This window comes from Paenibacillus sp. J22R160 (genome assembly GCF_059692135.1).
In genome coordinates this window covers 672,526-695,309 of sequence record NZ_JCAUAU010000001.1, presented here as the reverse complement: position 1 = coordinate 695,309, position 22,784 = coordinate 672,526, and the positions used below count along the sequence as shown (strand labels likewise).

Annotated in this window: 20 protein-coding genes; 18 read left to right on the top strand and 2 right to left on the bottom strand. The window is 44.4% G+C overall.

Going from position 1 to position 22,784, the window contains the following annotated elements; all coding sequences use genetic code 11:
• Window positions 1-42: 42 nt before the first annotated feature.
• The gene (gene cimA / locus AC58UW_RS02890; RefSeq protein WP_497419210.1) at window positions 43-1,662 is read right to left on the bottom strand and encodes a citramalate synthase; all 1,620 of its coding nucleotides are present in this window, start codon (window positions 1,660-1,662) and stop codon (window positions 43-45) included.
• 212 nt (window positions 1,663-1,874) lie between these two features.
• Here cimA and AC58UW_RS02885 point away from each other — a divergent pair, with 212 nt between their 5' ends.
• The 7 genes from AC58UW_RS02885 to AC58UW_RS02855 all read left to right on the top strand — a co-directional run bounded on the left by AC58UW_RS02885 (window position 1,875) and on the right by AC58UW_RS02855 (window position 11,158).
• Window positions 1,875-3,176, top strand: coding sequence for a DNA polymerase IV (locus AC58UW_RS02885; RefSeq protein WP_497419209.1), 1,302 nt, complete (start codon window positions 1,875-1,877; stop codon window positions 3,174-3,176).
• Between the two features lie 7 nt (window positions 3,177-3,183).
• On the top strand, window positions 3,184-3,690 hold the full coding sequence (mobB, locus tag AC58UW_RS02880) for a molybdopterin-guanine dinucleotide biosynthesis protein B (RefSeq protein WP_497419208.1): 507 nt from the start codon (window positions 3,184-3,186) through the stop codon (window positions 3,688-3,690).
• 66 nt (window positions 3,691-3,756) lie between these two features.
• The gene (locus AC58UW_RS02875; RefSeq protein WP_127454548.1) at window positions 3,757-3,990 is read left to right on the top strand and encodes a ferredoxin; all 234 of its coding nucleotides are present in this window, start codon (window positions 3,757-3,759) and stop codon (window positions 3,988-3,990) included.
• A 163-nt stretch (window positions 3,991-4,153) separates the two neighbouring features.
• On the top strand, window positions 4,154-6,001 hold the full coding sequence (locus AC58UW_RS02870; protein WP_497419207.1) for a CHASE2 domain-containing protein: 1,848 nt from the start codon (window positions 4,154-4,156) through the stop codon (window positions 5,999-6,001).
• Between the two features lie 31 nt (window positions 6,002-6,032).
• Window positions 6,033-7,823, top strand: a complete 1,791-nt coding sequence (locus tag AC58UW_RS02865; RefSeq protein WP_497419206.1) for a FecR family protein — start codon at window positions 6,033-6,035, stop codon at window positions 7,821-7,823.
• Window positions 7,824-7,850: 27 nt separating this feature from the next.
• Window positions 7,851-9,470 carry a stalk domain-containing protein gene (locus AC58UW_RS02860; RefSeq protein WP_497419205.1) on the top strand — a complete coding sequence of 540 codons (1,620 nt, stop codon included), beginning with the start codon at window positions 7,851-7,853 and terminating at the stop codon, window positions 9,468-9,470.
• A gap of 128 nt (window positions 9,471-9,598) precedes the next feature.
• On the top strand, window positions 9,599-11,158 hold the full coding sequence (locus tag AC58UW_RS02855) for a L,D-transpeptidase (protein WP_497419204.1): 1,560 nt from the start codon (window positions 9,599-9,601) through the stop codon (window positions 11,156-11,158).
• 158 nt (window positions 11,159-11,316) lie between these two features.
• Here the strand turns inward: AC58UW_RS02855 and AC58UW_RS02850 are convergent, their stop codons facing one another.
• On the bottom strand, window positions 11,317-11,451 hold the full coding sequence (locus tag AC58UW_RS02850) for a hypothetical protein (protein WP_497419203.1): 135 nt from the start codon (window positions 11,449-11,451) through the stop codon (window positions 11,317-11,319).
• A 365-nt stretch (window positions 11,452-11,816) separates the two neighbouring features.
• Here AC58UW_RS02850 and AC58UW_RS02845 point away from each other — a divergent pair, with 365 nt between their 5' ends.
• The 11 genes from AC58UW_RS02845 to AC58UW_RS02795 all read left to right on the top strand — a co-directional run bounded on the left by AC58UW_RS02845 (window position 11,817) and on the right by AC58UW_RS02795 (window position 22,685).
• Window positions 11,817-13,181 (top strand): ABC transporter substrate-binding protein, encoded by a 1,365-nt coding sequence (locus tag AC58UW_RS02845; RefSeq protein ID WP_497419202.1) that lies wholly within the window; start codon window positions 11,817-11,819, stop codon window positions 13,179-13,181.
• 87 nt (window positions 13,182-13,268) lie between these two features.
• On the top strand, window positions 13,269-14,174 hold the full coding sequence (locus tag AC58UW_RS02840) for a carbohydrate ABC transporter permease (protein WP_497419201.1): 906 nt from the start codon (window positions 13,269-13,271) through the stop codon (window positions 14,172-14,174).
• A gap of 46 nt (window positions 14,175-14,220) precedes the next feature.
• Window positions 14,221-15,060, top strand: coding sequence for a carbohydrate ABC transporter permease (locus tag AC58UW_RS02835; protein ID WP_497419200.1), 840 nt, complete (start codon window positions 14,221-14,223; stop codon window positions 15,058-15,060).
• 138 nt (window positions 15,061-15,198) lie between these two features.
• Window positions 15,199-16,647, top strand: a complete 1,449-nt coding sequence (locus AC58UW_RS02830; RefSeq protein ID WP_497419199.1) for a PTS transporter subunit EIIC — start codon at window positions 15,199-15,201, stop codon at window positions 16,645-16,647.
• Window positions 16,648-16,732: 85 nt separating this feature from the next.
• A complete protein-coding gene (locus AC58UW_RS02825; RefSeq protein ID WP_497419198.1) occupies window positions 16,733-17,566 on the top strand; it encodes a PRD domain-containing protein in 834 nt (277 codons plus the stop codon).
• Window positions 17,567-17,718: 152 nt separating this feature from the next.
• Window positions 17,719-18,816 carry a quinone-dependent dihydroorotate dehydrogenase gene (locus AC58UW_RS02820; protein ID WP_497419197.1) on the top strand — a complete coding sequence of 366 codons (1,098 nt, stop codon included), beginning with the start codon at window positions 17,719-17,721 and terminating at the stop codon, window positions 18,814-18,816.
• Window positions 18,817-18,842: 26 nt separating this feature from the next.
• The gene (yjbM, locus tag AC58UW_RS02815) at window positions 18,843-19,640 is read left to right on the top strand and encodes a GTP diphosphokinase (protein ID WP_497419196.1); all 798 of its coding nucleotides are present in this window, start codon (window positions 18,843-18,845) and stop codon (window positions 19,638-19,640) included.
• 3 nt (window positions 19,641-19,643) lie between these two features.
• The gene (locus AC58UW_RS02810) at window positions 19,644-20,072 is read left to right on the top strand and encodes a DUF309 domain-containing protein (RefSeq protein WP_497419195.1); all 429 of its coding nucleotides are present in this window, start codon (window positions 19,644-19,646) and stop codon (window positions 20,070-20,072) included.
• Entirely contained in the window at window positions 20,065-21,069 is a 1,005-nt protein-coding gene (locus AC58UW_RS02805) for an ABC transporter ATP-binding protein (RefSeq protein WP_497419194.1), read from the top strand. The genes AC58UW_RS02810 and AC58UW_RS02805 overlap by 8 nt, the downstream gene beginning before the upstream one ends.
• Window positions 21,066-21,881 carry an ABC transporter permease gene (locus AC58UW_RS02800; RefSeq protein ID WP_497419193.1) on the top strand — a complete coding sequence of 272 codons (816 nt, stop codon included), beginning with the start codon at window positions 21,066-21,068 and terminating at the stop codon, window positions 21,879-21,881. Before AC58UW_RS02805 ends, AC58UW_RS02800 begins: the two co-directional genes overlap by 4 nt.
• 18 nt (window positions 21,882-21,899) lie before the next feature.
• Complete coding sequence (locus tag AC58UW_RS02795; protein ID WP_497419192.1) at window positions 21,900-22,685, top strand: ABC transporter permease; 786 nt, start codon at window positions 21,900-21,902, stop codon at window positions 22,683-22,685.
• The last annotated feature ends 99 nt before the right edge of the window (window positions 22,686-22,784 follow it).

Sequence of the window (22,784 nt, the reverse complement as noted above, 5' to 3'; positions counted from 1 at the left end):
TAGCCTGAGGGCTAATTTGCAGCTTTTGTCTGTCCGAAAGCTTTAGTGATTGATCAAACCAAGTCGCTCGTTCTGCTCTTTGTTGGTTGGCTCAACACGTTGTCTGCTGATAAGCGCATAGCGCAAGCTGTCCACAAGGGCATACCAACTGGCTTCGATGATGTTACTGGACACCCCGAGCGTATTCCAAGTCGTGTTAAAGTCTGTTGTTTCCATCAAGACGCGAACTTTACCGGCTGTGGCGCCTTTCTCGTCAAGGACACGCACTTTGTAGTCTGACAGATGAATATTCTTAATGTCCGGATAATATTGAATAAGCGCTTTGCGTAAAGCATTATCCAAGGCATTGACCGGACCGTTACCTTCTGCCGCGGTGTAGATCGTTTCGCCATGAACCTTCACCTTGACAATGGCTTCAGATACGACAGATTGATTCGCAGATTTCTCAACAAGCATTTTGAACGATTCTAAGGTGAAAATCTCTTCTAGTCCTTCGAAGGCTTCGCGCAGCAACAGCTCAAGTGTTGCGTCCGCACCTTCGAATTGGTAGCCTTGATGCTCTAGATCTTTGATCTTCTCGATCACTTCTTTGGTTTTCTGGTGCTCTTTATCGAAGTCTAAGTTCAGCTCTTGCGCTTTGACAAGCACGTTGCTTTGGCCGGCAAGCTCTGAGACAAGGACGCGCTGTTTGTTACCGACTAGCTCTGGCTTCGTGTGCTCATATGTGCTTGCATCCTTAAGGATCGCAGATACGTGAATACCGCCTTTGTGGGCGAATGCAGCGTTGCCGACGTAAGGCTGGTTGATTGGCATATGCATGTTGGCAATTTCGCTGATATATCTTGAAACTGGCGTTAATGTTTTCAATTGTTCTTCAGAGATCACGTGGTAGCCGAGCTTCAGTTGAAGGTTAGGGATAATCGAGCTCAAGTTGGCATTCCCACAGCGCTCGCCGTAGCCGTTAATCGTACCTTGGACTTGTCCGGCACCTGCTTGAACAGCAGCAAGGCTGTTGGCTACACCTAACTCGCAATCGTTATGAGCATGAATACCAACAGGCGTAGATACGTGCTGTTTGACTGCTGTCACGATAGCTGTTACTTCGCTAGGAAGCGAGCCACCATTGGTATCGCATAATACGATCCAATCTGCGCCTGCTTCTTGAGCTTTTTTGATCGTTTGCAGGGCGTATTCAGGGTTATTTTTGTAGCCGTCAAAGAAATGCTCTGCGTCATAAATGACTTCTAATCCGGAACTTTTCAAATAAAGAACGGAATCATAGATCATGGCCAGGTTTTCTTCTAACGTTGTTTGAATAGCCGTATGCACGTGGAAGTCCCATGACTTCCCGAAGATTGTTGCTACCTGCGCACCTGACTCAACAAGTCTGTTCAGATTGATGTCATCTGAAGCTATGGAATCCTTGCGTCTTGTGCTTCCGAATGCGGCAATCTTGGCATTGGTGAAGGTCATATCGCGGACACGCTCAAAGAATTCGATGTCTTTGCTGTTGCTGCCCGGCCATCCGCCTTCAATATAATGAACCCCAAGCTCATCGAGCTTTCGGGCAATTTTAATTTTATCCTCAACTGATAGGCTGATGCCCTCTCCTTGAGTTCCGTCTCGTAGTGTGGTGTCGAAGATTTTGACTGATGTTGGCATGGGTTCCTCCTTCAAAAGCTAGCAAAAGTGACTTGGATGCTTATGTGCAGGTTAATATGCTTGCTTTAAAGCGCTAATGTATAATTTACGATTATACCATAATATTACGGGTAAAGACATCATAACTCAAAATTGCGTTTGCTTGAAACAATATTTTTTTGTATGCTGAAAATGGCTTTAGTCTAGGTCTTTGATCATGGGAGGGTTGTGAAATGACGACGGTCGAGCATCACTATCCCAAGCAAGGCAGAGTTATTTTACATATCGATATGAATGCGTTCTATTGTTCGGTCCATGAGGCTGTTGAGCCAGAATTATATAAAGGTAAACCAATTGCAGTTGCAGGGAGTGTCGAGCTCCGAAGAGGGATTATTGTTACTTCATCTTATGCTGCACGATCGATTGGGATTAAGACAGGCATGCAAGTCAGACAAGCGTTGAAAATCTGCCCTGATTTGATTCTTATCCGTCCTGATTTTGAATTGTATCGCGGTTTTTCAAGACGTTTTATGCAAATCGCCTATAGCTATTCGCCAATGGTTGAATCTATGTCGATTGATGAGTGCTTTGTAGATATTACTGGGTCCAAACAGTTCGGCACTCCGCTTGAAATTGCCGCAGCGATTCAGCAGAGGATTATGAACGAGCTGCAGCTGCCCTGCTCCATTGGCGTTGCGCCTAATAAATTATTAGCTAAGATGGGCTCGGATATGAAAAAACCGAATGGAATTTCTGTTCTGCGCTTACGGGATGTGCCTACTGTCTTATGGGACAAACCGTGTAACTATTTATATGGAATCGGCAAAAAGACGGCGGATAAGCTAACGAGGCTGGGGATACTTACACTAGGTCAATTAGCTGAAGGCGACGAGCTATTACTTAGTAAGCATTTTGGCATTATGGGTCCACACTTAAAGCGCGCAGCTAATGGCATTGATAACTCACCGGTTAACCCGGAGCAAGAGCAAAGCAAATCTATCGGTCATACGACTACACTGCCTCGGGATTATATAGAAAGAAAAGAGATTCACCGCGTCTTCTTGAATCTTGCAGATCAGGTAGCCAGACGGCTCCGAAAGCAGGAGTTGATGACGTCTACCATCCAAATCACCATTCGCGATCCAGAAATGAGGACGATTACGAGATCCGTTACTTTGCCTACGCCGACGGAGCACATGGATGATATCTACAGAACTTCCTGCCAGCTATATGATCATCAGTGGGAGGATGGAAACCCTGTTCGGTTGTTGGGGATTACGCTGCAAAATCTAACTAGCAAAGAAGAGACGTTTGTACAGCTTGATTTATTCGACTATGAGAAGCAGCCAAAACGTGAGAATTTAAATAAGATCATGGATGGACTTCGAGATAAGTTTGGGGAGAATGCGATTCTGACCGCAGGCATGATGAGTGACGACCCTTCCGCTTTCATTAGAAATCATAAGTCAAGAGGAACTTCCTTGCAGATGGATCACTTGAAAAATAATCCGCTTCATAAGGAAGAGGAGAAGTGAGGGAACTATGGCACATTGTATCGGTTTCGCCGGCTATTCGGGCAGCGGCAAAACGACGCTGATTACCAAACTGGTCATAGAAATGAAGTGTCGCGGAAAGCGGGTTGCTGTATTGAAACATGATGCTCATGGACACTATAAGGAAGCGGCCGGTGCGGATTCTACAATTTTTGCTCAATCCGGTGCGGATGCGGTTGTGACAATTTCTACGGATGCTATTCATGTCTATGAGAAAAGACGGAAGCCTGACTTGCAAGAGCAGATCAACGCATATTCACACATGGATTATGTTTTTGTTGAAGGATTTAAGCGGGAAAAGCATCCAAAGATCGCAGTTTTTCGTACAATAGAGCAGAGTGAAATTATTCAAGCTCTAGAACAGCAACCAGTAGCAATTGCAACGGATATGCAGGCGCTGGATTCGCTTTTAACAAACCTGCCAACGCTTGATTTGAATGACGTTGTTGCTCTTGCGGACTTTGTTGAGAGGTATTTTAAGGTAGAACAATTTTAAGGTTTGAACTTTGTCCTCATTTATATTATATTTTACAATGAGGATAAAATGAGGAGGAGTTAAACTATGGCAAAGTATACATTCGTTGATAAAGATACTTGTATTGCTTGTGGCGCTTGCGGAGCTACAGCACCAGACATCTATGATTACGATGATGAGGGCTTGGCAGAAGTGATTTTTGATGGAGATGGCAATAAAGGGGTAACTGAAATCCCGGAAGATCTATTTGATGATCTTCAGGATGCACAAGATGGCTGCCCAACTGATTCCATCAAAGTTGCGGATTCACCTTTTAACTAATCATAACTCAACTTGTGGAGCGTTCCACAATATGTCGAAAAAGCTCAGTTCCTGTAATGGGACTGAGCTTTTTTTTGCTACAATTTGTATTTTTTTGTAACAATTCATTGCCAATTGTTTCCCTCCATCTTACAATGAAGCTAGTATGCATGGGGAGGCTCTTATGGGTAAAAAGAAATGGATCAATACGTTGGCAGCAGGACTAGTGTTGATGCTGTTGTCGACATATTTCTACACGGTGAACTCGAGCGGATTATTTTATTTTATTGAGGGTCCCCTTCAAGATGTATTGCGTAAAGCCAAATCAGTCGATGAACGCCAACCTGAGGATCGGATTAAAATTGTCAAGATTGATGAGAAATCTTTAAAAGCAATCGGGAAATTCCCATGGGACCGAACAACGTACGCACAATTGATCGAAAAGCTGGAGCAGTCCGGCGCAGCTGCAATCGGCATAGACGTAGTCTTGGCTGAACCTTCAAAAATCCCCGCAGACGATAAAGCTTTGGCTGATGTGCTAGCCAAATATCATAATGTTATCCTGCCCGTTCAAATCAATTACCCCTCCAAACAACAGCAAGCAGGAGATCTAGTGCCTGAGAAAGTTGACTACCCAACGGCAGCCTTGACCACTAACAAACAGCAAATGGCACACATTAATGTGTTTGTCGATAAGGATGGAAAGGCCCGAAAGCTCCCAGTTGGATTGCCGGATGAGAATGGGACTTTCATACCAGCTTTCAGTGTCGCACTTGCCAATCTAGTTCTTGACGATAAAGAGAAAGTTAAGAGAGATGAAGTGACGGGAGAATGGAAGCGCGGCAGTATCGTTATGCCAACGAATGAGAGAAATCAAGTAACGACTGAGTTTTTTACACTGCCTAGACAGAAAGTCGATGCTACTTCCGGATACGAAATGCTTTCATTCGTAGATGTTTTGAATAGTAAAAATCCTTTGCCCCTGCAGGGCAGCATTGTGCTGGTTGGGCCTTTCGTTACAGCGATGCAGGACGAATATCCTACGCCGATTAGTTCAGTCAAAATGTTTGGGATTGAAATACATGCCAATATGATTCAAACCCTGTTGGAAAGTAAATTTTATAAAGACACAAGTACAACAGTTGGTATTGGTCTTATTCTACTAATTTCTTTGCTAGCAATTTACTTATTTGAGAGATTCAAAGGAAAGACCGCTCTATTTATTTTTATTGGCATGTTCGTGATTTATGGCGGTGTATGGTTAGTCTTTTATATTGCAGGCTCAACTTTTGCTCCGCTTGTTTATCCGCAATTTGCCTTAGTAACGATATACATATGGTCATTAGTAAGTCATTACCTGGAGGAGCGTAAGGAACGTAACCGGGTAACAGGGATATTTGGCAGATTTGTTTCGAAGTCGGTCGTAGACGAGCTGCTGCAATCTGGAGAAGATGTCAAGCTCGGGGGAAGTCGCAAGGATATATCGCTTATTTTCGTTGATATTCGCGGGTTTACGCCAATGTCAGAGAAGTTAGAACCAGAGCAGGTCATTCAAGTTCTGAATGAATATTTGGATGTATGCACGAAAGCGATTTTTAAATTTAATGGAACGCTTGATAAGTTCATAGGTGATGGGGTTATGGCGATGTTCGGTGCTCCCATTGAATATGATAATCACCCGGAAATGGCTGTTCGCGCAGCGATTGAAATGAAGTCACAGACGAATGTGCTTGAACAGAAATTGATCGAGAAGTATGGAGTCGGCGTGAAATTCGGTCTAGGAATTAATAGCGGACCCGCTGTAGTCGGGAATATCGGTTCCGAAGAACTGCGTTTGGACTATACGGCGATCGGGGATACCGTGAATTTATCGGCACGTCTGGAATCGAATGCGAAGCCAGGACAAATTCTCATTAGCGAGCAGACGTATAAGCGAGTCAAAGACCTTTTTGTCATTGAGTCTATCGGTGAAATCAAGGTTAAAGGAAAAGAAAAACCCGTAGAGGTATTTGAAGTAATCGGGAATCTTTAAAGTTGGAAACTAGGGAGGAAGCAGTGTGGGGATGTCCAAGAAATCATTTGTCTCAGTATGTTTAAGCTTAAGTTTGATATTTAGTTTGATCTCAGTGCTGCTTGCGAAGCCTGTAGACGCCAAAACCGTTCGGGTAGCTGTGGTATCGTCATTGTCAGGAGAAGTAACCGTCAAAAAAGGCGGAGGTTCCAAATCATACGATGCTTATGAAAGTATGAGTTTAAATCAAGGTGACACTGTTTATACGGGGGCCAGCTCATCTGTAACGCTTAATTTGAGCAGCGGGGATGCCGATGTAACCTTGGGAGAAAATGCGGAAATCAATGTATCCGATCTCAATTCTTCGGATGGAAACAAGAAATCCAAGCTCAAAGTATGGGCTGGTTCGTTATGGGTGAAAGTGAAATCATTAGCCGGTTCTAATGATGAATTTGAAGTTGAAACGCCGACTGCAGTCATGGGTGTGAGGGGAACGCAGTTCTTTGTCATGGTTGATCCGGTTACTGGGGCCATCAAAATGGCCGTTGGGGCAGGGAAGGTTTCTGCTTCTACGGTAACGAGCACAGAGGATTCGGAGCAGAAAACAACCGTTACCTATTTGTATCCAACACAACAAATTTCACTTGATTCCAGAGATGAAACTGAGGATTTGTCATTGAAGGTGGATTTCCTTGATCTGGATGATTTTGTTAAACAGGCATCGCCTGAAGTCATCAAAGAGTTCATTCTGAACAAAGCGGAAATTGATAAAGAAAATGATGAGTTTCTTGCCGAAAAAGCAAAAGAACTTGCAGAAGGCAAAGTAACAGATGATGAGAATTTAGTCGTGAAGAGCAAAGAAGACCTCGATAAAGTGAAGCAAAACTTCGATAATTTAATCGGAAACATTGCCAAGAAAGCTTTGACGGAAAAGAAATTTGATCAATCTTCGATGGATAAAGTCCTTGCAGAAGTCAATAAAAAGATTGCTGAGGAAAGCAAGAAATTAGATTTAAGCAAAGTGAAGGATTTGGATAAAACAGCGGGTATTGATGCCGAAAAAGAGAAACAAAAGCAAGAACTTTTGAAGAAGCTTGAAGCTGAGAAGTTGAAAAATAAGCTAGAACAGGAAAAGAAGCAAGCTGAGCTGAAGAAGCAGCTGGAAGATCAACTTAAACTGCTGGAAGAGCAGAAGAAAAAGATTGAGGCAGCTACGAAAGCGGCCGAGGAAAAGGCTAAAGCCGATGCATTAGCAAAGTTGAAAGAATCGGAAGTCGTTAAGCCACCGGCGACTGGCGGCGATTCGGATTCTGGAGGAAATTCTGGTGGAAACACAAGCCCGGGCAATCCTGACCCAGGAACACCTGAAACACCAACGCCATCCGTAAGTTTAAAAGCGACATTAAATGAGGCTAGTCCTAATGCGAATACATACAACTTGGATATTAATTTAAGCAATTTCGTTGGAACTAATGATATTTATGGCGTTGAGGTCCATTTGTTGTATGGTACAAATACTTTTTACACAGCAGATAAGCCGCTTGTAAATGGGGCGATTTTTGGTCGAAACAATCTTACGAATTATGCCAAGAATATCAAAGAATATGAGAGTAATAGTCAAAAAGAGCTAGTTTACTCGGTAACAGGCTTCGGGGATGCAAGTAACATCGCGGTTTCAGGCACTCAAAAACTCGTAACAATTCCGATGAATGGCTATGGACATCAAGAGGTTAGTGTTGGAAAAATTGTTATTGTACGTAAAAATGGAACTTCCGTTCAAATCATCCCGATTGTTGAATCCGGCATTCAACCTGCAATCCTAGATATTCATACTGGTGTTTAATAGAAAAATTAATGAAAGGAGAAACCTATGAAACCCTTAAAATATATACTTATTTCCACCCTAACGGCTGCAACTCTACTTGGAGGTTCATCCGTGTGGGCGGCGGGCTTGTCTGCGGATGCCCTGCACGCAAGCAATGGCCAAATTCTTGCGGATGTTACGACCTTCGCTGGAATTGGGGATTTTGAAGATGGGAATGGCGATGCCCTAAGCGCTGGATTTCGTGCTCCTGGCAGTGTCGTTCAGCTTCCTGATGGCAGCATTCTAGTTGCAGATACTCGCAATCATCTTATTCGTAAGGTTACTGGAGGCAAAGTCACGACGTTCGCAGGACCGGAGGTTGTTATAACTAAGAATAGCCTAGGATTTCCAACGGGGGGACTCCTTGATGGCAAGGCCTCTGAAGCATTTTTTAATGCACCATCAGGTTTGGCAGTCGACGGCAAGGGAAATGTGTATGTAGCTGACTCTGCGAATAACGCGGTTCGAAAAGTGGATACGAACGGACAAGTTACCACGCTTGCAGGAAATGGTATTCCCGGTAAGAAGGATGGCAAAGGACCAGACGCAAGCTTCGATCATCCAAGTGATGTTGCGGTAACTGCTGACGGAAATGTGTATGTAGCGGACTCCCTCAATCATGTGATTCGTAAAATTACAACGGATGGTACGGTATCAACACTAAATGCGGCTTCTACTCGTGCGATTCTGATTCGTCCTGGAGAAGCGTCATTTGCGGGTGAGTACAAAGATGGCAGTTTAGCTGAAGCAAAGTTCAACGAGCCTGCGGGACTTGCTCTGGACAGCAAAGGAAATCTGTATGTGAGCGACACGGGTAATCAGCGCGTGCGTTATATAGATCTGCAAACTGGCACCGTGAAGACGGTTGCTGGCTCAACAGCACAATTAAGCAATCATACAATTTATGAGAAAAATGAGCTGTATGCAGGCGGAGACTACGCAGATGGTGAAGCGCTAAAAGCTAAGTTTGACTTTCCGAAAGGACTCGCCGTGACGTCTGAAGGTGGAGTTTTGATTGCAGATAGCTTAAATCATGCGATTCGTTATTTGTTGGATGGTAAGGTGACAACGATTTCCGGTACGGTTCAAACGGGTGAGACAGACGGCGTGGAACGGGCAGCTGAATTTTACAATCCTAGTGATGTAATGGTAACTGTTCAAGGAAATATGATCGTTGCAGATGCTTCGAACAACAAGATCCGTAAAATAACGCCGTATCATTTACCTGCAAATTTAGCTAGTCAAGGAATTAAGGTCGTAAACGGCGACAAAGCAATTTCATTCGATGCTCAGCCTGAGATTCAGGGTGGACGGACAATGGTTCCAGTTCGCGCGATCAGTGAAACATTTGGTTTCGAAGTTAAGTATGCGGAACAAGCGGGCAAAAAAGTCGTTCTGTTAATTAAAGGAAACACGACTGTGGAGTTAACCATCGGTGAAACAGGTGTTGTGCTTAAACAGGCAGGGCAAGCTGATCTGAAACAAGCTACGGATGTTTCACCGTATGTGAAGCAGGACAGGACGTATGTACCGATTCGTTTCTTCGCGGAACAGATCGGTTTGGATGTGCAGTGGGATGAAGCAGCACAAACAGCGATTTTACGTACAAAATCTTATGTGAAGTAAGAACGAAACGAGTCTGGCGGGGGAAACCTTGTTGGGCTCGTTTTTAATTTAAGCTTCAACTCCAAGCCTCATCTGCCGATAAATTTGAGAGAGTTAGTCTCGAAGTTCGTGCGGGGGAGGTATCCGAGGTGAAAAATAATCATCGCCAAGATCAGCTGGAACGATTTTTTCAGCATAATCCGATCGAAGATCCGCTGTATCTTAAGAAATATGTCAAAGAGCATCCTGAACACAAAATGGCTTGGTATTTGTTAGGGCGAGAATATGCGGCGCAAGGAAAAGAAGGTAAGGCGGCCTACTGTTTTGCGCAATCTGGCGAGATCTACGAGGCTTTTGAGCGTCAAAAAATAACGATTGAAGGGCCGCTGCCTTCTTCCTCATCTGCCCCATTTGCCGGCTCTAAGATCGCCAAGGATGCGGATCATGCTAGCCGTGGGAAGGGCAAAGGGAAGTGGCTGCCGCTTTTAGTCCTTTTGCTGCTTTTGGCAGTTCCAGCCGCGATAGATTCTGCGCAGAGCGGCGTGTCTAGTAGGGCTGTAAAGACAAATCCAAGCACAGACACGGGTGCTCTTGCTGTGGTTAAACCAGCTCAAATACAAGGAGATTCGCACGGGCCCGGGACAAAGTTATACTTCTCAGGAGAGGACTGGGGGAGAAAGCTTCAACAAGTCCTTGTTTCGTCTAGCGCGAGCCCTGGTGAATCGGTTATTATGCAAGCGCCGCGAAGTGCAGATGGCAAATGGATCGAGTGGAACAAATCGGTGAGTCCGCTGATAAGTGTTACATCCGAAGGTGGAGGCGCCGGCTCATCTGCCTTGAAATACTATCAGTCGCAAATTTGTTCCTGTCAAATTGCTGATAGCACGGCGCTTATTCCGATCATTGATCTATGGATGCGGGATCGTGAGCAGGCAATCGTTCTACAAAGCGCGATGAAGGCCTATCAAGCAAAAACGGGTTCGCTGCCTGAGACACCTGATCAGCTAACCAAGCCATACCCGGATAATTTGCTTCCGGGGCTCACGCCAGAGATGCTGGAGCTTTTTCCGCAAACGCTCAAGCTGCTGAAGGCTGAACCTGCTATGCCAGGACAATCTCAGGAGACGAAGCAAGCGGATGGGCAAGGTCTGCAGTCTAATCAAGATTTCAAAGAGATTGCCGTGCCAAGCAGCTCGCAACCCAAAGCTTCAAGCGATCCTCTGCGTGAACCGCTCAGAATTATGATTGATACGGATAAGCACCTTCTTGTCTTAGTTAGCGGAGATAAGATCATTCGGAGCTATCCCGTTGGGTTAGGCGGCGATAAAACGCCTCAGGGTGATTTTATCATTAGTGAAAAAGTGCGCAATCCGAACGGTAAATCGAATGGTGAGTTTGGAAGTCGAGGTATGACTTTATCAGATACGCTGTATGCTATTCATGGTACGAATAAGCCTTCCAGCATCGGCAAAGATGAGTCGCACGGCTGTGTTCGGATGCAGCAAGCGGACATCGAAGAGCTCTACAACATGGTAACGCATCAAACGAAAGTGACCATTGGCAAGGGGATACTGCCTGAGCCGGGTTCAGCTGAAGGATCAGGGTCCCCAGGCAGTGGAGCTGGGAGAGGGAAACCAGAGCAATCCTTCGGATTGCCGCTGCAGACAAATGACAGCAATCCAGGCAAAAAGTATAAATGGTTGGATTAGTCCTATCAGCCTTATCATTATCGAAGCAAACCCCGCCTGAACTAAGATTCAGACGGGGTTATTCGTTGCTCGTTAAAACAACGACGGATTTCTATTGACATTCATTAAGAAAGCGATTACAATTCAAAATGTGATAAATTCAATCATTTCAATTGCAATCATTTGTCCAAAATGAGCAGTAATGCCATTGCTATTATGATAACACCCAAAGCGGCGCCTGTCCAAATGATAGCTTTCTTATTGACTTCCTCTTTGGCTCTTCGATTAACGGCTGTTGGTTTACGTTTGGACATAGGAATCACCCTTTACTTAGGATTAACGATATGATCTATCATATCACAAGATGGGTCGAACATAGAATATAGTAGTCACAAGGAAATTTTTGAATCATGTATTGACGACCATGTCATTGTGTTGTAAGATTTAATCACACAAGGCAACGAATATAATTGAATATGTTAGTTTTAATAACATGTTACCGTAAGGGCATTAGTTATTAGAAGAATGCAAATCTTCTTCTATAACTATGCCCTTTTATTTTTTTTCAACAGTTGAATGCTGAAAGGGGTTGGTCGCGCAAACGACGGAATCATAGTAACCGGTAATTCGCTACTCCAAATAACAAACAGATTTATTAAAAAAGGGAGAAGATGAACACATGAATATGAAAAAATGGTCAACAATGGGCTTGGCTGCATCGATGGTACTTGTAGCAGCAGGCTGCGGTAAAACCGCTGCTCCGGCAGAAACGACAAAACCAGCTGCATCTGCAACAACTGCACCTACAGCAGCTGCAAGTGCTGCGCCTACTGCGGCAGCTGCGAAAAAATTAACAGGTGATTTTGAAATCCAATACTTTGTTGGCGGATACGGCGACAAATGGTGGAAGAAAGTTATTGCTGATTTCCAAGCAGCAAACCCAGATTTGAAAATTAAAGAAAGTGCGGGACCAAAAATCAACGAACAAATGAAACCCCGTTGGATCGCTGGTACCCCACCTGATTTCGTATATATCGACGGACCTGAATTGTTCGATCGCCAAATGGTGACAGACGGTCAACTGGAAGATTTGACAGAGTGGATCAAAGACGCGAAAAACGTTGACGGCGATAAAATTATGGATTTGCTTGCTCAAAAACCACAAGAGTTTGACGGTAAAATCTATAACGTTCCTTTCGTAATGAGCTCATGGGGTATTTTCTACGATAAAGCCCTATTCAAAGAAAAAGGTTGGGCAGAGCCTAAAGACTTTGAAGAGTTCTTGGCTGTAAGTGAGAAAATTAAAGCCGCGGGCATTAATCCTTTCATTCACACAGGTAAATACCCTTACTACATCAATGGCGCTGTACTATTCCCTGCAATCGTATCTGCTAATAATAATGACTACAAATTGCTGCAAGATATGTCCACAAATAATCTTGAAGCTTGGAAAAACCCAGCAATCATCAAAGGTCTAAACAAAATCGTTCAATTGCGTGATAAAGGATTCATCGACAAAGCATCCGTTCAAATCAACCACACGGATTCCCAATCCTTGTTCTTACAGCACAAAGACGCTTTCATCCCGAATGGTCTGTGGCTGCCAAACGAAATGGCGAAAGACGTTCCAGCTTCCTTTGACTTCGGATTCATCCCTTCCATCACGCAAGATAAAGGTGGAAAAGTTGTAGCGAACACGTCCACAGCGACATTTGCCATCGCGAAAAAAGCGAAAAACAAAGATGCTGCTAAAGCATTCATGCAGTTCGTATTCTCCAAAACGCAAGCTTCCCAATGGGCTGAGCTGAGCGGTGCTCCTTCTAACGTTAAAGGTGATATCTCCTCCTCCAAAGCACCTAACTTCGTTAAAGACGCTGCAAAATTCTTATCCTCACCTGACACAGTGGTAGTACCTACGGTTTCCTTTGCAGCAGACGTTGACAAAGCTATGCAAGATGCGAGTGTTGCTTTGACTATCGGAACAATCACACCTGAAGAGTGGGTAAAACGTGTTACTGATGTCGTAGCCAAGCAGAAGAAATAGGAACTGAATGAGGCAGTGCGGAGAACAAATAAGGCTAAGTGCCCTAGGCGTTCTCCGCCATTTTAATGATAGGACGGTGAGGATAGAATGAAGGCCAAGTCAAAAGTGTGGAAACGGAATATGTTCATCGCTTCATTCATCATTCCGACTTTTTTGTTCTTCTGTGTGTTTACGATCTACCCTGTTATACAGGCCTTGCAGAAGTCATTCTATGATTGGTCAGGAATGTCGGAGAACAGCACGTTTATCGGTTTTGACAATTTCAAAGAGATATTCAAGGACCCAATTATCCTTAGAGCCATTGGGAATGATTATTTCTTAGTCGTTGGAAAAGTGATTGGCATTATGATTCTGGCAACGTTCTTCGCAGTTGCTTTGACACGCTTCAGAGTAAAAGGGGCTGGATTTTTCCGAGCTATCTTTTTTATCCCAAATGTGATCTCGGTCGTTGTTATCGGTGTTCTCTGGAACTTCATCTACAATCCGCAAATTGGATTCCTGAATGCTTTCTTATCCCTTTTTACTGGGGAAAAGGTTGATATTACTTGGTTAGGCTTTCCTCAGCATACGATTTGGATGTTACTGCCGCCTACAATCTGGGCAGGTATCGGTTTCTATATGATCTTGATGATTGCTGCAATCGTGAATATTCCTGCTTCTTATTACGAAGCAGCTAATATAGATGGAGCCGGTCAATGGTCGCAATTCCGCAACATTACGATGCCGCTCATATGGGAGCAAATTAAAGTCTCCGTTGTTAACATTGTTATCACGACACTAAACGGTTCCTTCGTAATTGTTCAGCTTATGACAAACGGCGGACAGCCTGATAATACAACCCAAGTGATGGGATCTTATCTGTATCGGATGGCTTTTCAACAATATCATTTCGGTTATGGAGCGGCCATCGGTGTAATGATCCTAATCGTCTCACTGATCACAACGCTTATTCTTCAGCGCGTTATGCGCCAAGAAACAATCGAAATGCATTAAGGTCATCTTAGAAAAAGAAAGATTCTGAAGGAGGGGGAACTATCATATGGAGATCAAAAATCCGTTAGCCAAATCGATTGTCTGGATTATTCTTTTGATTTGGAGCATTGCCGTGCTATATCCTTTGTTATGGACGCTGCTCGACGCACTCAAAAATAATGAGCAATTTTTCCTGAACGCCCCTTGGGCGCTGCCGAAATTCCCACTGTTATGGTCCAACTTCTCCTATGTCTGGAGTAAATATAACTTTAGCACTTATTTTCTCAATTCCATTGTTGTTACAGTAGGAAGTACCCTGCTTGGTATGATTCTTGCGGCGATGACCGCTTATATCTTAGCTAGATATGATTTTAAAGGAAATAAAATTATCTTTACGATTTATATCTCATCTATGATGATTCCTTTTGCGTTAGCTTTGATTCCCCTGTTCTTCTTGCTCAATGATTTGCAGTTGATCAATACGTGGCTTGGCTTGATTCTTGTCTATGCGGCGCTTAACCTGCCATTCGGAATCTTCCTGCTGGTTGGGTTCTACAAATCGCTGCCAAAAGAAATTGAAGAAGCCGCTATCATTGATGGGACCTCTCATTACGGTACATTCTTCCGAGTCATGCTGCCGCTGTCGCAGCCGGGACTAATTACGGTTATGATTACGAATATGCTGAACAACTGGAACGAGTATTTCTTAGGTGTCGTTTTGACGAATGAACCAACGAAGTACACGCTTCCAATCGGTCTTGCCGTTATGCAAGCGGAAATGCAATATCGAGTGGAGTGGGGGCCGTTGTTCGCAGGACTTCTGATTACAACGCTTCCAACGCTGATTGTGTATATCATCTTCCAACGCCAAATCGCAAGCGGGATTACGGCTGGAGCGGTGAAATAACAGCATACTGTTGCATAGAAAAAACACCTTATCCTAGAGGATTTTATCCTTTCGGGAGGGTGTTCTTTCTACTATAATTGGGATAGGAAAGAGCAAACAAGAAACGGCCAAACTTGTGGGCTTAATAGGTGAGACATAATGAGAGCGATGTATCTTTTGCAAAAAATGGGACGTTCCTTAATGATTCCGATTGCGGTGCTGCCGGCGGCATCCATTCTTTTACGAATAGGCAAAATGACGTTCAGTGATCCTTTTCTTATGCAGGTGGCTCATATTTTTGAGTCAGGCGGAAGCGCGATTTTTGATAATTTACCATTAATCTTTGCGATTGGCATTGCCATCGGGTTGACGTCCGGAGATGGCGTCGCGGCATTGGCAGCAACGGTTGGGTATCTTGTATTTAACAATGTTTTGCAGCTTTTCCATACAGGTACGGACTCGGCTGAGCGCTTGGATATGGGGGTACTCGGGGGGATGCTCGTCGGCGTACTCTCTGCTTCTCTCTTTAACCGCTTTCAGCATATTCAACTGCCTAAATCATTAGGCTTTTTTGGTGGGAAACGTTTTGTTCCTTTACTGACCGCGATGGTCATGGTTTTTCTAGGGCTGCTGTTGGGCTCCATTTGGCCTCCGGTACAAAGATCGATTAGCGTTTTCGGGTTATGGATTGTTGATAATGGGAATATCGGTGTGCTCATCTATGGCATTATGAATCGGCTGCTGATTCCTACCGGCTTGCATCACATCATTAATAATATCGCCTGGTTCCAAATCGGGGATTATAGCACGGTAACTGGCAAAATCGTGCACGGCGACATCTCCAGATTTTTCGCAGGTGATCCTGAAGCGGGTATGTTCATGACTGGATTCTACCCCGTGATTATGTTCGGGCTTCCTGCTGCAGCTCTAGCTTTGATTCAAAGTTTACCGACGGTCAATAAACCGCTGCTAGTTCCAGTTCTGTTAAGCGCCGGTTTGACCAGCTTCTTAACAGGTGTAACAGAGCCGATCGAATTCGCTTTTATGTTCGTTGCTCCTGGCTTATACGTCATCCACGCATGCTTAACGGGTATTTCGATGCTGCTTATGAATGTGCTTCAAGTAAAAATGGGGTTTGGTTTTTCAGCAGGATTTATAGATTTTCTACTTAATTGGCACATTTCGACGAACCCATATCTCATTCTCATTGTTGGTTTAGGTTACTTTCTTCTCTATTATGTAACGTTCCGGGTCTATCTGTATTTCTTTCCGATGAAAGTGCCAGCTCGTGACGAAACGGCTGAGCTAGAAAATGTGGATGAAAGTCCTCCAATCGAGACGAAAGAAGATCGTCCGACCCGTATTCTAAGACATATCGGCGGACCTTCCAATATCATTTCGATCGACGCTTGCATCACGCGACTGCGCTTGCTAGTTAATGAAGAGAAGCTCGTCATGGACAATGAACTCAAAGATCTCGGTGCGATAGGAGTTATCAGGCTTGGCAAAGGAAATGTTCACGTTGTATTCGGTACGGAGTCTGAGCAGATTCGCGAGAGTATTAAACCTATGCTTCACACGCAAAAAGACAAATCAGGACAAGCCTAAATTTACCCCGCAAAGTGACGTATGACTTCGAAGTTAATTCCGATTACTTTGCGGGGACCTCGAAACAAATAGTAGGAGGTGTCTTATGATTGAACGGACGATCATTCATGTACTCTCACACAATGTGGTGATGGCACATTTGACATCAGGGAAAAATTCGATAGCTTTCGGTAAGGGGATCGGCTTTAAAAAGGCACCAGGGATGCCGATAGCTGATGCAGAGATCACGCAAGAATTCCTATTGCATACATCAGAGGTGCTTAAGAACTATGAGCAAATCCTCAACGCTGTAGATGTGAAAATCATTGGGATCACGGAAGAGGTGATCGCATACGCGCAGAGCATGCTGGAAGGTGATTTCTCGGAAACGATTCATGCCTCGTTAGTAGACCATATCAATTTTGCGGTTGAGCGGCAGAAAAGAGGCATTTTCATCACAAATCCCTTTGCCTATGAAATTGGCTATATGTACCCGGAGGAGTATAAAGTAGCCAAGAAGTCAGTTGAATTCCTCAACGATCATCTTGATGTCAAATTGCCAGAGGATGAGGTCGCCTTTTTGACAATGCACTTTAATAGCGCGCGCAAAAAGGAGCAGGCGTCGGATTCCTTGGCGGTTGTCAGAATCGTATCGAAAACGATCGAATCGGCCAAAGAATTAGGCTTTAATTTCGACGATTCCTTCTCCACCTTGCGGTTCATCAGTCATTTGAAGGGTGTCATTGAACGGGTTAAACAAAAGAAGACACTTCAAAATATGCTGCTGGATAAAATTAAAGAAGAGTATGGGGACACCTACGTGAAGGCAAAAGTACTGTCGCTTATGCTCAGCGATGCACTTCAATTGGAAGTGCCGGACGATGAAACAGGTTATCTTACGATGCACTTGGAACGACTGCTTATTCGCTCAGAAGTATAGAGTTGGTTAGAGAAATTCATTCCCTTGCAACCTTCATGGAGCAGGGATTTTTTGTTTTAAAAAATAGGTTTATACCTTACTGCGGATTGCATAATTGGGCATTGTCAGATAAACTGACTGTTAGAGTCATTAGAGAACGGAGTGCATAGGACATGCTGTATAAGAAGTTAGCAAAACCGATTTTGTTTCGAATGGATCCTGAGAAGGCCCATCATCTGACCATTGACGGTCTAAGTGCGGTAACTCGATTCCCAGGCGGAGCGCAATTACTTAAATCGATGTACGGAGTGCAGAACTCGCCTCTCATGAACCAGCGTATATGGGGACTTGAGTTCGCCAACCCGGTTGGCTTAGCCGCAGGATTAGACAAAAATGCAAAAGCAGTAAAAGGCTTCTCACAGTTAGGGTTTGGATTCATGGAGGTTGGAACGATTACTCCCAAGCCGCAACCAGGCAATGAGCTGCCGCGGTTATTTCGTTTACCCGAAGACAGGGCGCTTATCAATCGGATGGGCTTCAATAATGTAGGGACGGACGAGATGGCGCATAACCTGCAGAAGACGGGCAAGCGTGATATTCCTGTCGCAATCAACATAGGTAAAAATAAAACGACTCCGAATGAGCAGGCCGAAGAGGATTATCGGGCTTGTATTCGGGAGTTATATACATATGGTGATTTCTTTGTCGTCAATATTAGCTCACCAAATACGCCGGATTTGCGTAATTTACAGCATGGGAATGATTTGAAGCGATTGCTTGATGCGGTTACGGCCGAGATGCAGCTTCAACAGCAAAAGAATGGCCATGCAGGCAAGCCTGTACTTGTAAAAATAGCGCCGGATCTCACGGATGATGAGTTGGAATTGACCGTGCACACGATTAAGGACAGCGGAGTATCCGGAATCATTGCGACGAACACAACGCTAAGCAGAGATGGACTTGTGCATGCGAATCGTTCGCAAACAGGCGGGCTTAGTGGAAGTCCGCTCACGGAGCGTTCCACTGAGGTCATTAGACGCGTCTACCAGCTGACGGAAGGCAAGCTTCCAATCATTGGGGCTGGCGGTATATTCACGGCTAAGGACGCTTACGACAAGATTCGTGCCGGTGCGAGCTTAGTTGAAGTTTACACAGGATTAATCTATGAGGGTCCAGGCATTCTTACGAACATCAATCGAGGACTTGTAGATTTACTCCAGAAAGATGGGTATACTCATATTTCCCAGGCAATCGGTGCAGATCACAACTGACTTCATTCGGAATGGAGGATAAATCAATGGATGGACGAGACTGGAAAAAATTTCTCCTGCCTTACGAACAAGCGGTGGAAGAGTTGAAGGTAAAATTTAAAACGCTGCGCGGCGAACTCAAAAGCAGGGAAGAATATGCCCCCATTGAATTCGTAACAGGCCGCGTTAAGAAAATATCAAGTATGCTAGAAAAAGCGAAGCGTTTGAACGTGCCGATGGATCAATTAGAATCTGGCATTGAGGACATTGCCGGAATTCGGATCATGTGTCAGTTTGTTGCGGACATCGAACGTCTGGCCGAACTCATTCGCAGTAGGCAGGATATGACGATTGTCTACGAGAAAGATTATATTACCAATAAGAAACCAAGCGGATATCGAAGTTTTCATATCATTATTGAATATCCGGTACAAACCGCATTAGGAATGAAACGAATTTTGGCTGAGGTGCAAATTCGAACGCTTGCCATGAACTTCTGGGCTACCATTGAACATTCCTTGAATTATAAATATAAAGAGCAATTGCCAGCTGATGTTAGGGCTCGCCTGAGCAAGGCGGCAGAAGCTGCCTACCTGTTAGATCAGGAAATGTCCAGCATTCGCGGTGAAATCGTTGAATCGCAGAAAATGTTTGAAGATAACTCGAATTTAGTCAATAAAGTTCTCAGCAACATTCAGGAACTTTATTTCTATCATAGGGTTCGGGAAGCAGCTCAATTTCAGCTAAGATTCAACGAGATTTGGGAAACGGAAGACGGTTTAAGCGACTTGTCTGCCGATATTGAGATCGCAATCGCCCGAGCGAAAAAAGGAGATCAAAACTGATCTATGGCTGCTTACGATCGATTATATGTTGCTTACTTATATTATTTTAACGAGCTGCGCGATTATTTTGAATGTCATGAAGTGATGGAGGAGCTCTGGTTGGAAGAAGGCCGGAGCCCACTATATCAAGGTCTGCTGCAGATTGCAGTGGGCCTTTATCATCATGCGAATGGAAACGTAAGCGGTTCCATCAAGCTTTTTAGCGCAGGATTGGATAAGTTAGCGCCATACCCGGTGGATTCACTTGGAATCGATTTAGGAAGATTGATCGAAGAGAGTAAGACCTATGTAACGAAGCTGCACCGGATTAAGGAAGAACCATTCGCTCCGTATGACCTGACCATTGATCTCATAGACCCGGAACTCAATGATCTTCTGGATGAAATGAAGCAGAATCCACCCCACCATGAGGAGGAGGAAGGTCATGATTGAGGTTCGTAAGCTGAGCAAATGGTATCAAGTCCACGAACGGGAGCCGGGCTTCATCGCTTCGCTCAGAAGCTTGTTCCACCGTAAGTTCCGTACGGTGAAAGCTGTAGATGAAGTGTCCTTCTTCATCCCGGAGGGAGAAATCGTCGCCTTTCTTGGACCGAATGGTGCTGGCAAAACAACAACGATGAAAGTCCTCACTGGACTGCTGCATCCTTCAGGTGGTGAAGTGAATGTAGGCGGTTTTGTTCCCTTTCAGCATAAAAAAGAATTCAAGAAGCAGATCTCTCTGGTCATGGGGCAGAAAAGCCAGTTGATCTGGGATCTTCCCGCAGCAGAAACGTTTCTCGTAAATAAAGTTATCTACGAAATACCCGATCAGGACTACGATGAGACATTGGGAGACTTGGTACAGCTCTTAGAGCTGGAGGAAGTTATCCGCAAGCCGGTCAGGCAGCTCTCACTTGGAGAGCGAATGAAATGCGAACTAGCTGCTGCGCTGCTGCACCGGCCAAGAATCGTGTTTCTCGATGAGCCGACGATTGGGCTTGATGTGAACATGCAGGAAGTCATGCGCCGGTTCATTCAGGATTACAGCCGCAAATATAAAGCGACCATTCTGCTCACGAGTCATTACATGGCTGATGTTACAGCATTATGCGAGCGTGTGCTTGTCATCGGCAAAGGGCGTCTTCTATATGATGGAGCGATCAATCAGCTGATAGACAAATATGCGCCAAACAAGCGTATTCGTCTTCAACTAGCTAAACGCGCGCATGAGCGAGAGCTTGAGGATGTTATCCACGGGATGGGAACGATCATTCACTATGCGTTTCCGGATCTTGATGTGGATGTCCCTAGAGAGCAAGTTTCCGAGCTTTCGGCAAGGCTTTTATCCAAGCTGAACGTCATTGATTTGACGATCGAAGATCCATCCATGGAATCGGTGATTGCCCAAGCATTTGAGGCAAAGACCGAAGGGGGTAGTGCCGGCTCATGAAGGGATTAGCTATATTTTGGCATAAATATCGCGTCTTGCTTCGGGTGGAGTGGGCAGTTATGTTTGCGTACCGCAGTGAATCGCTGATCTGGATGGTTGGCGCTTTTATACAGCCCCTTGTTTCTATGGCAGTTTGGCTGTCGATTAGCAACAATCAAGCTATTGGCGGATATGATGCTCATGATTATATGGTGTATTTTCTAGGTGTTCTTGTCGTTGACCGTTTAACGAGCACTTGGGATGTATGGGAGCTAGACGCTAGCATTCAGGATGGCTCGTTGTCTTCAAAGCTAGTTCGCCCTTTCCATCCCGTGCATTGGAGCATTTCTCAAAACCTCGTATACAAAATGTTTTTCGCTTTTCTCTTAATTCCGGCTTGGGTGATTGCAGCCGCATTGTTCCCTATATTAAGGCTGAGTATTTCCTTGGAAATAATTTTGCTTTTTTTATGCGCAATCGTTGTTTCTTCAGCAATCCGCTTTCTGATCGGCTTTGAGTTTGGTTTGCTGGCATTTTGGACGAATCGGGCTACGGCGATTTACAGTCTTTACGAGGGATTTCATCTCTTTCTTGCCGGTCGGATAGCACCTTTAAGCATGTTTCCCTCTTGGGTTGAAGAGGTTGCTGCTTGGCTGCCATTCTATGGCACCGTTGGTTTTCCAGTAGAGCTCCTAGTTGGTAAAATCGAGGTGGGTTCTCCCGCAATTCTTCAAAATTTCGCGATCCAATTTGCTTGGCTCATTATTCTGTTTGTATCATTTCGATTGCTGTGGAGAAAAGGTATTAAGAAATATGGCGCTGTAGGCGGATGAGAATGGGGGAAGCCTTCAATGAAATACTTGCGGCTATTTCGTGAATTTATGCGTGCATGCTTGGTAGAGGAGTTTGAGTATCGCGCTAATTTTGCAGCAAATATGCTGTCGACGGTGTTTTGGCTGGTGATGGCAATCCTGACCGTGCAATTATACTTTTATCGGACACAGGAAATTGGCGGTTGGGATTTCTATGAAGTGCTTGTCCTGCTGGGCATTTTCAATGCGGTGCATGGTTTTATAGAATTTATTTTACAGCCCAATATGTCCCGTCTTGTTAATCATATTCGCAAAGGGACACTGGATTTTGTCTTGACGAAGCCCGTAGATAGCCAGTTTTATATTAGTTTCAGGCATCTTGTTTTCTGGCGCTTATCTGACGTTGTACTCGGATTTGGCTTAGTTGCTTATGCACTTTGGCAGCTTAACGCCGTACCAAGTTTCGTCGAGCTTATACAGTTCGTTATCGTGTTCTTGGCGTCTCTTGTTGTCGTCTATTCGCTTTGGATGGGGATGATGATGTTTTCCTTCTGGGCTGTAAAAGTAGATAATTTATCCTATTTATTCGGCTCGTTTTTTGAGACGGCAAGGTTTCCGGTTTCTGTATACAAAGGTTTTTTACGTTTCACGTTAACCTATATATTTCCGATTGCTTATATCACAACCTTTCCTGCTTCTGCACTTATTGGACGCATTAGTAGTTGGCAGGTCGCCTCGAGCGTTGGGATTGCAGTCATCTGTTTGGCATTGACACGTGTGTTGTGGAAATTTGCTTTGCGGCATTATACAAGTGCAAGCAGTTGAAAATGAATTGTGCAACGAGTAAAAAGGACTTCTTCCCTTACGGCGGCAGAGGTCCTTTTTGCTTTGTGTCTGATATTCTATACATAATTATGAGAGTGA

What these genes read in the sequence shown, in the direction of transcription:
- AC58UW_RS02820 (WP_497419197.1), top strand. Translation starts at nt 17,719, where the DNA reads ATGCTGTATAAGAAGTTAGCAAAACCGATTTTGTTTCGAATGGATCCT.
- AC58UW_RS02845 (WP_497419202.1), top strand. Translation starts at nt 11,817, where the DNA reads ATGAATATGAAAAAATGGTCAACAATGGGCTTGGCTGCATCGATGGTA.
- cimA (WP_497419210.1), bottom strand. Translation starts at nt 1,662, where the DNA reads ATGCCAACATCAGTCAAAATCTTCGACACCACACTACGAGACGGAACT.
- AC58UW_RS02850 (WP_497419203.1), bottom strand. Translation starts at nt 11,451, where the DNA reads ATGTCCAAACGTAAACCAACAGCCGTTAATCGAAGAGCCAAAGAGGAA.
- mobB (WP_497419208.1), top strand. Translation starts at nt 3,184, where the DNA reads ATGGCACATTGTATCGGTTTCGCCGGCTATTCGGGCAGCGGCAAAACG.
- AC58UW_RS02810 (WP_497419195.1), top strand. Translation starts at nt 19,644, where the DNA reads ATGGCTGCTTACGATCGATTATATGTTGCTTACTTATATTATTTTAAC.
- AC58UW_RS02840 (WP_497419201.1), top strand. Translation starts at nt 13,269, where the DNA reads ATGAAGGCCAAGTCAAAAGTGTGGAAACGGAATATGTTCATCGCTTCA.
- AC58UW_RS02805 (WP_497419194.1), top strand. Translation starts at nt 20,065, where the DNA reads ATGATTGAGGTTCGTAAGCTGAGCAAATGGTATCAAGTCCACGAACGG.
- AC58UW_RS02875 (WP_127454548.1), top strand. Translation starts at nt 3,757, where the DNA reads ATGGCAAAGTATACATTCGTTGATAAAGATACTTGTATTGCTTGTGGC.
- yjbM (WP_497419196.1), top strand. Translation starts at nt 18,843, where the DNA reads ATGGATGGACGAGACTGGAAAAAATTTCTCCTGCCTTACGAACAAGCG.
- AC58UW_RS02870 (WP_497419207.1), top strand. Translation starts at nt 4,154, where the DNA reads ATGGGTAAAAAGAAATGGATCAATACGTTGGCAGCAGGACTAGTGTTG.
- AC58UW_RS02800 (WP_497419193.1), top strand. Translation starts at nt 21,066, where the DNA reads ATGAAGGGATTAGCTATATTTTGGCATAAATATCGCGTCTTGCTTCGG.
- AC58UW_RS02865 (WP_497419206.1), top strand. Translation starts at nt 6,033, where the DNA reads ATGTCCAAGAAATCATTTGTCTCAGTATGTTTAAGCTTAAGTTTGATA.
- AC58UW_RS02835 (WP_497419200.1), top strand. Translation starts at nt 14,221, where the DNA reads ATGGAGATCAAAAATCCGTTAGCCAAATCGATTGTCTGGATTATTCTT.
- AC58UW_RS02860 (WP_497419205.1), top strand. Translation starts at nt 7,851, where the DNA reads ATGAAACCCTTAAAATATATACTTATTTCCACCCTAACGGCTGCAACT.
- AC58UW_RS02825 (WP_497419198.1), top strand. Translation starts at nt 16,733, where the DNA reads ATGATTGAACGGACGATCATTCATGTACTCTCACACAATGTGGTGATG.
- AC58UW_RS02795 (WP_497419192.1), top strand. Translation starts at nt 21,900, where the DNA reads ATGAAATACTTGCGGCTATTTCGTGAATTTATGCGTGCATGCTTGGTA.
- AC58UW_RS02885 (WP_497419209.1), top strand. Translation starts at nt 1,875, where the DNA reads ATGACGACGGTCGAGCATCACTATCCCAAGCAAGGCAGAGTTATTTTA.
- AC58UW_RS02830 (WP_497419199.1), top strand. Translation starts at nt 15,199, where the DNA reads ATGAGAGCGATGTATCTTTTGCAAAAAATGGGACGTTCCTTAATGATT.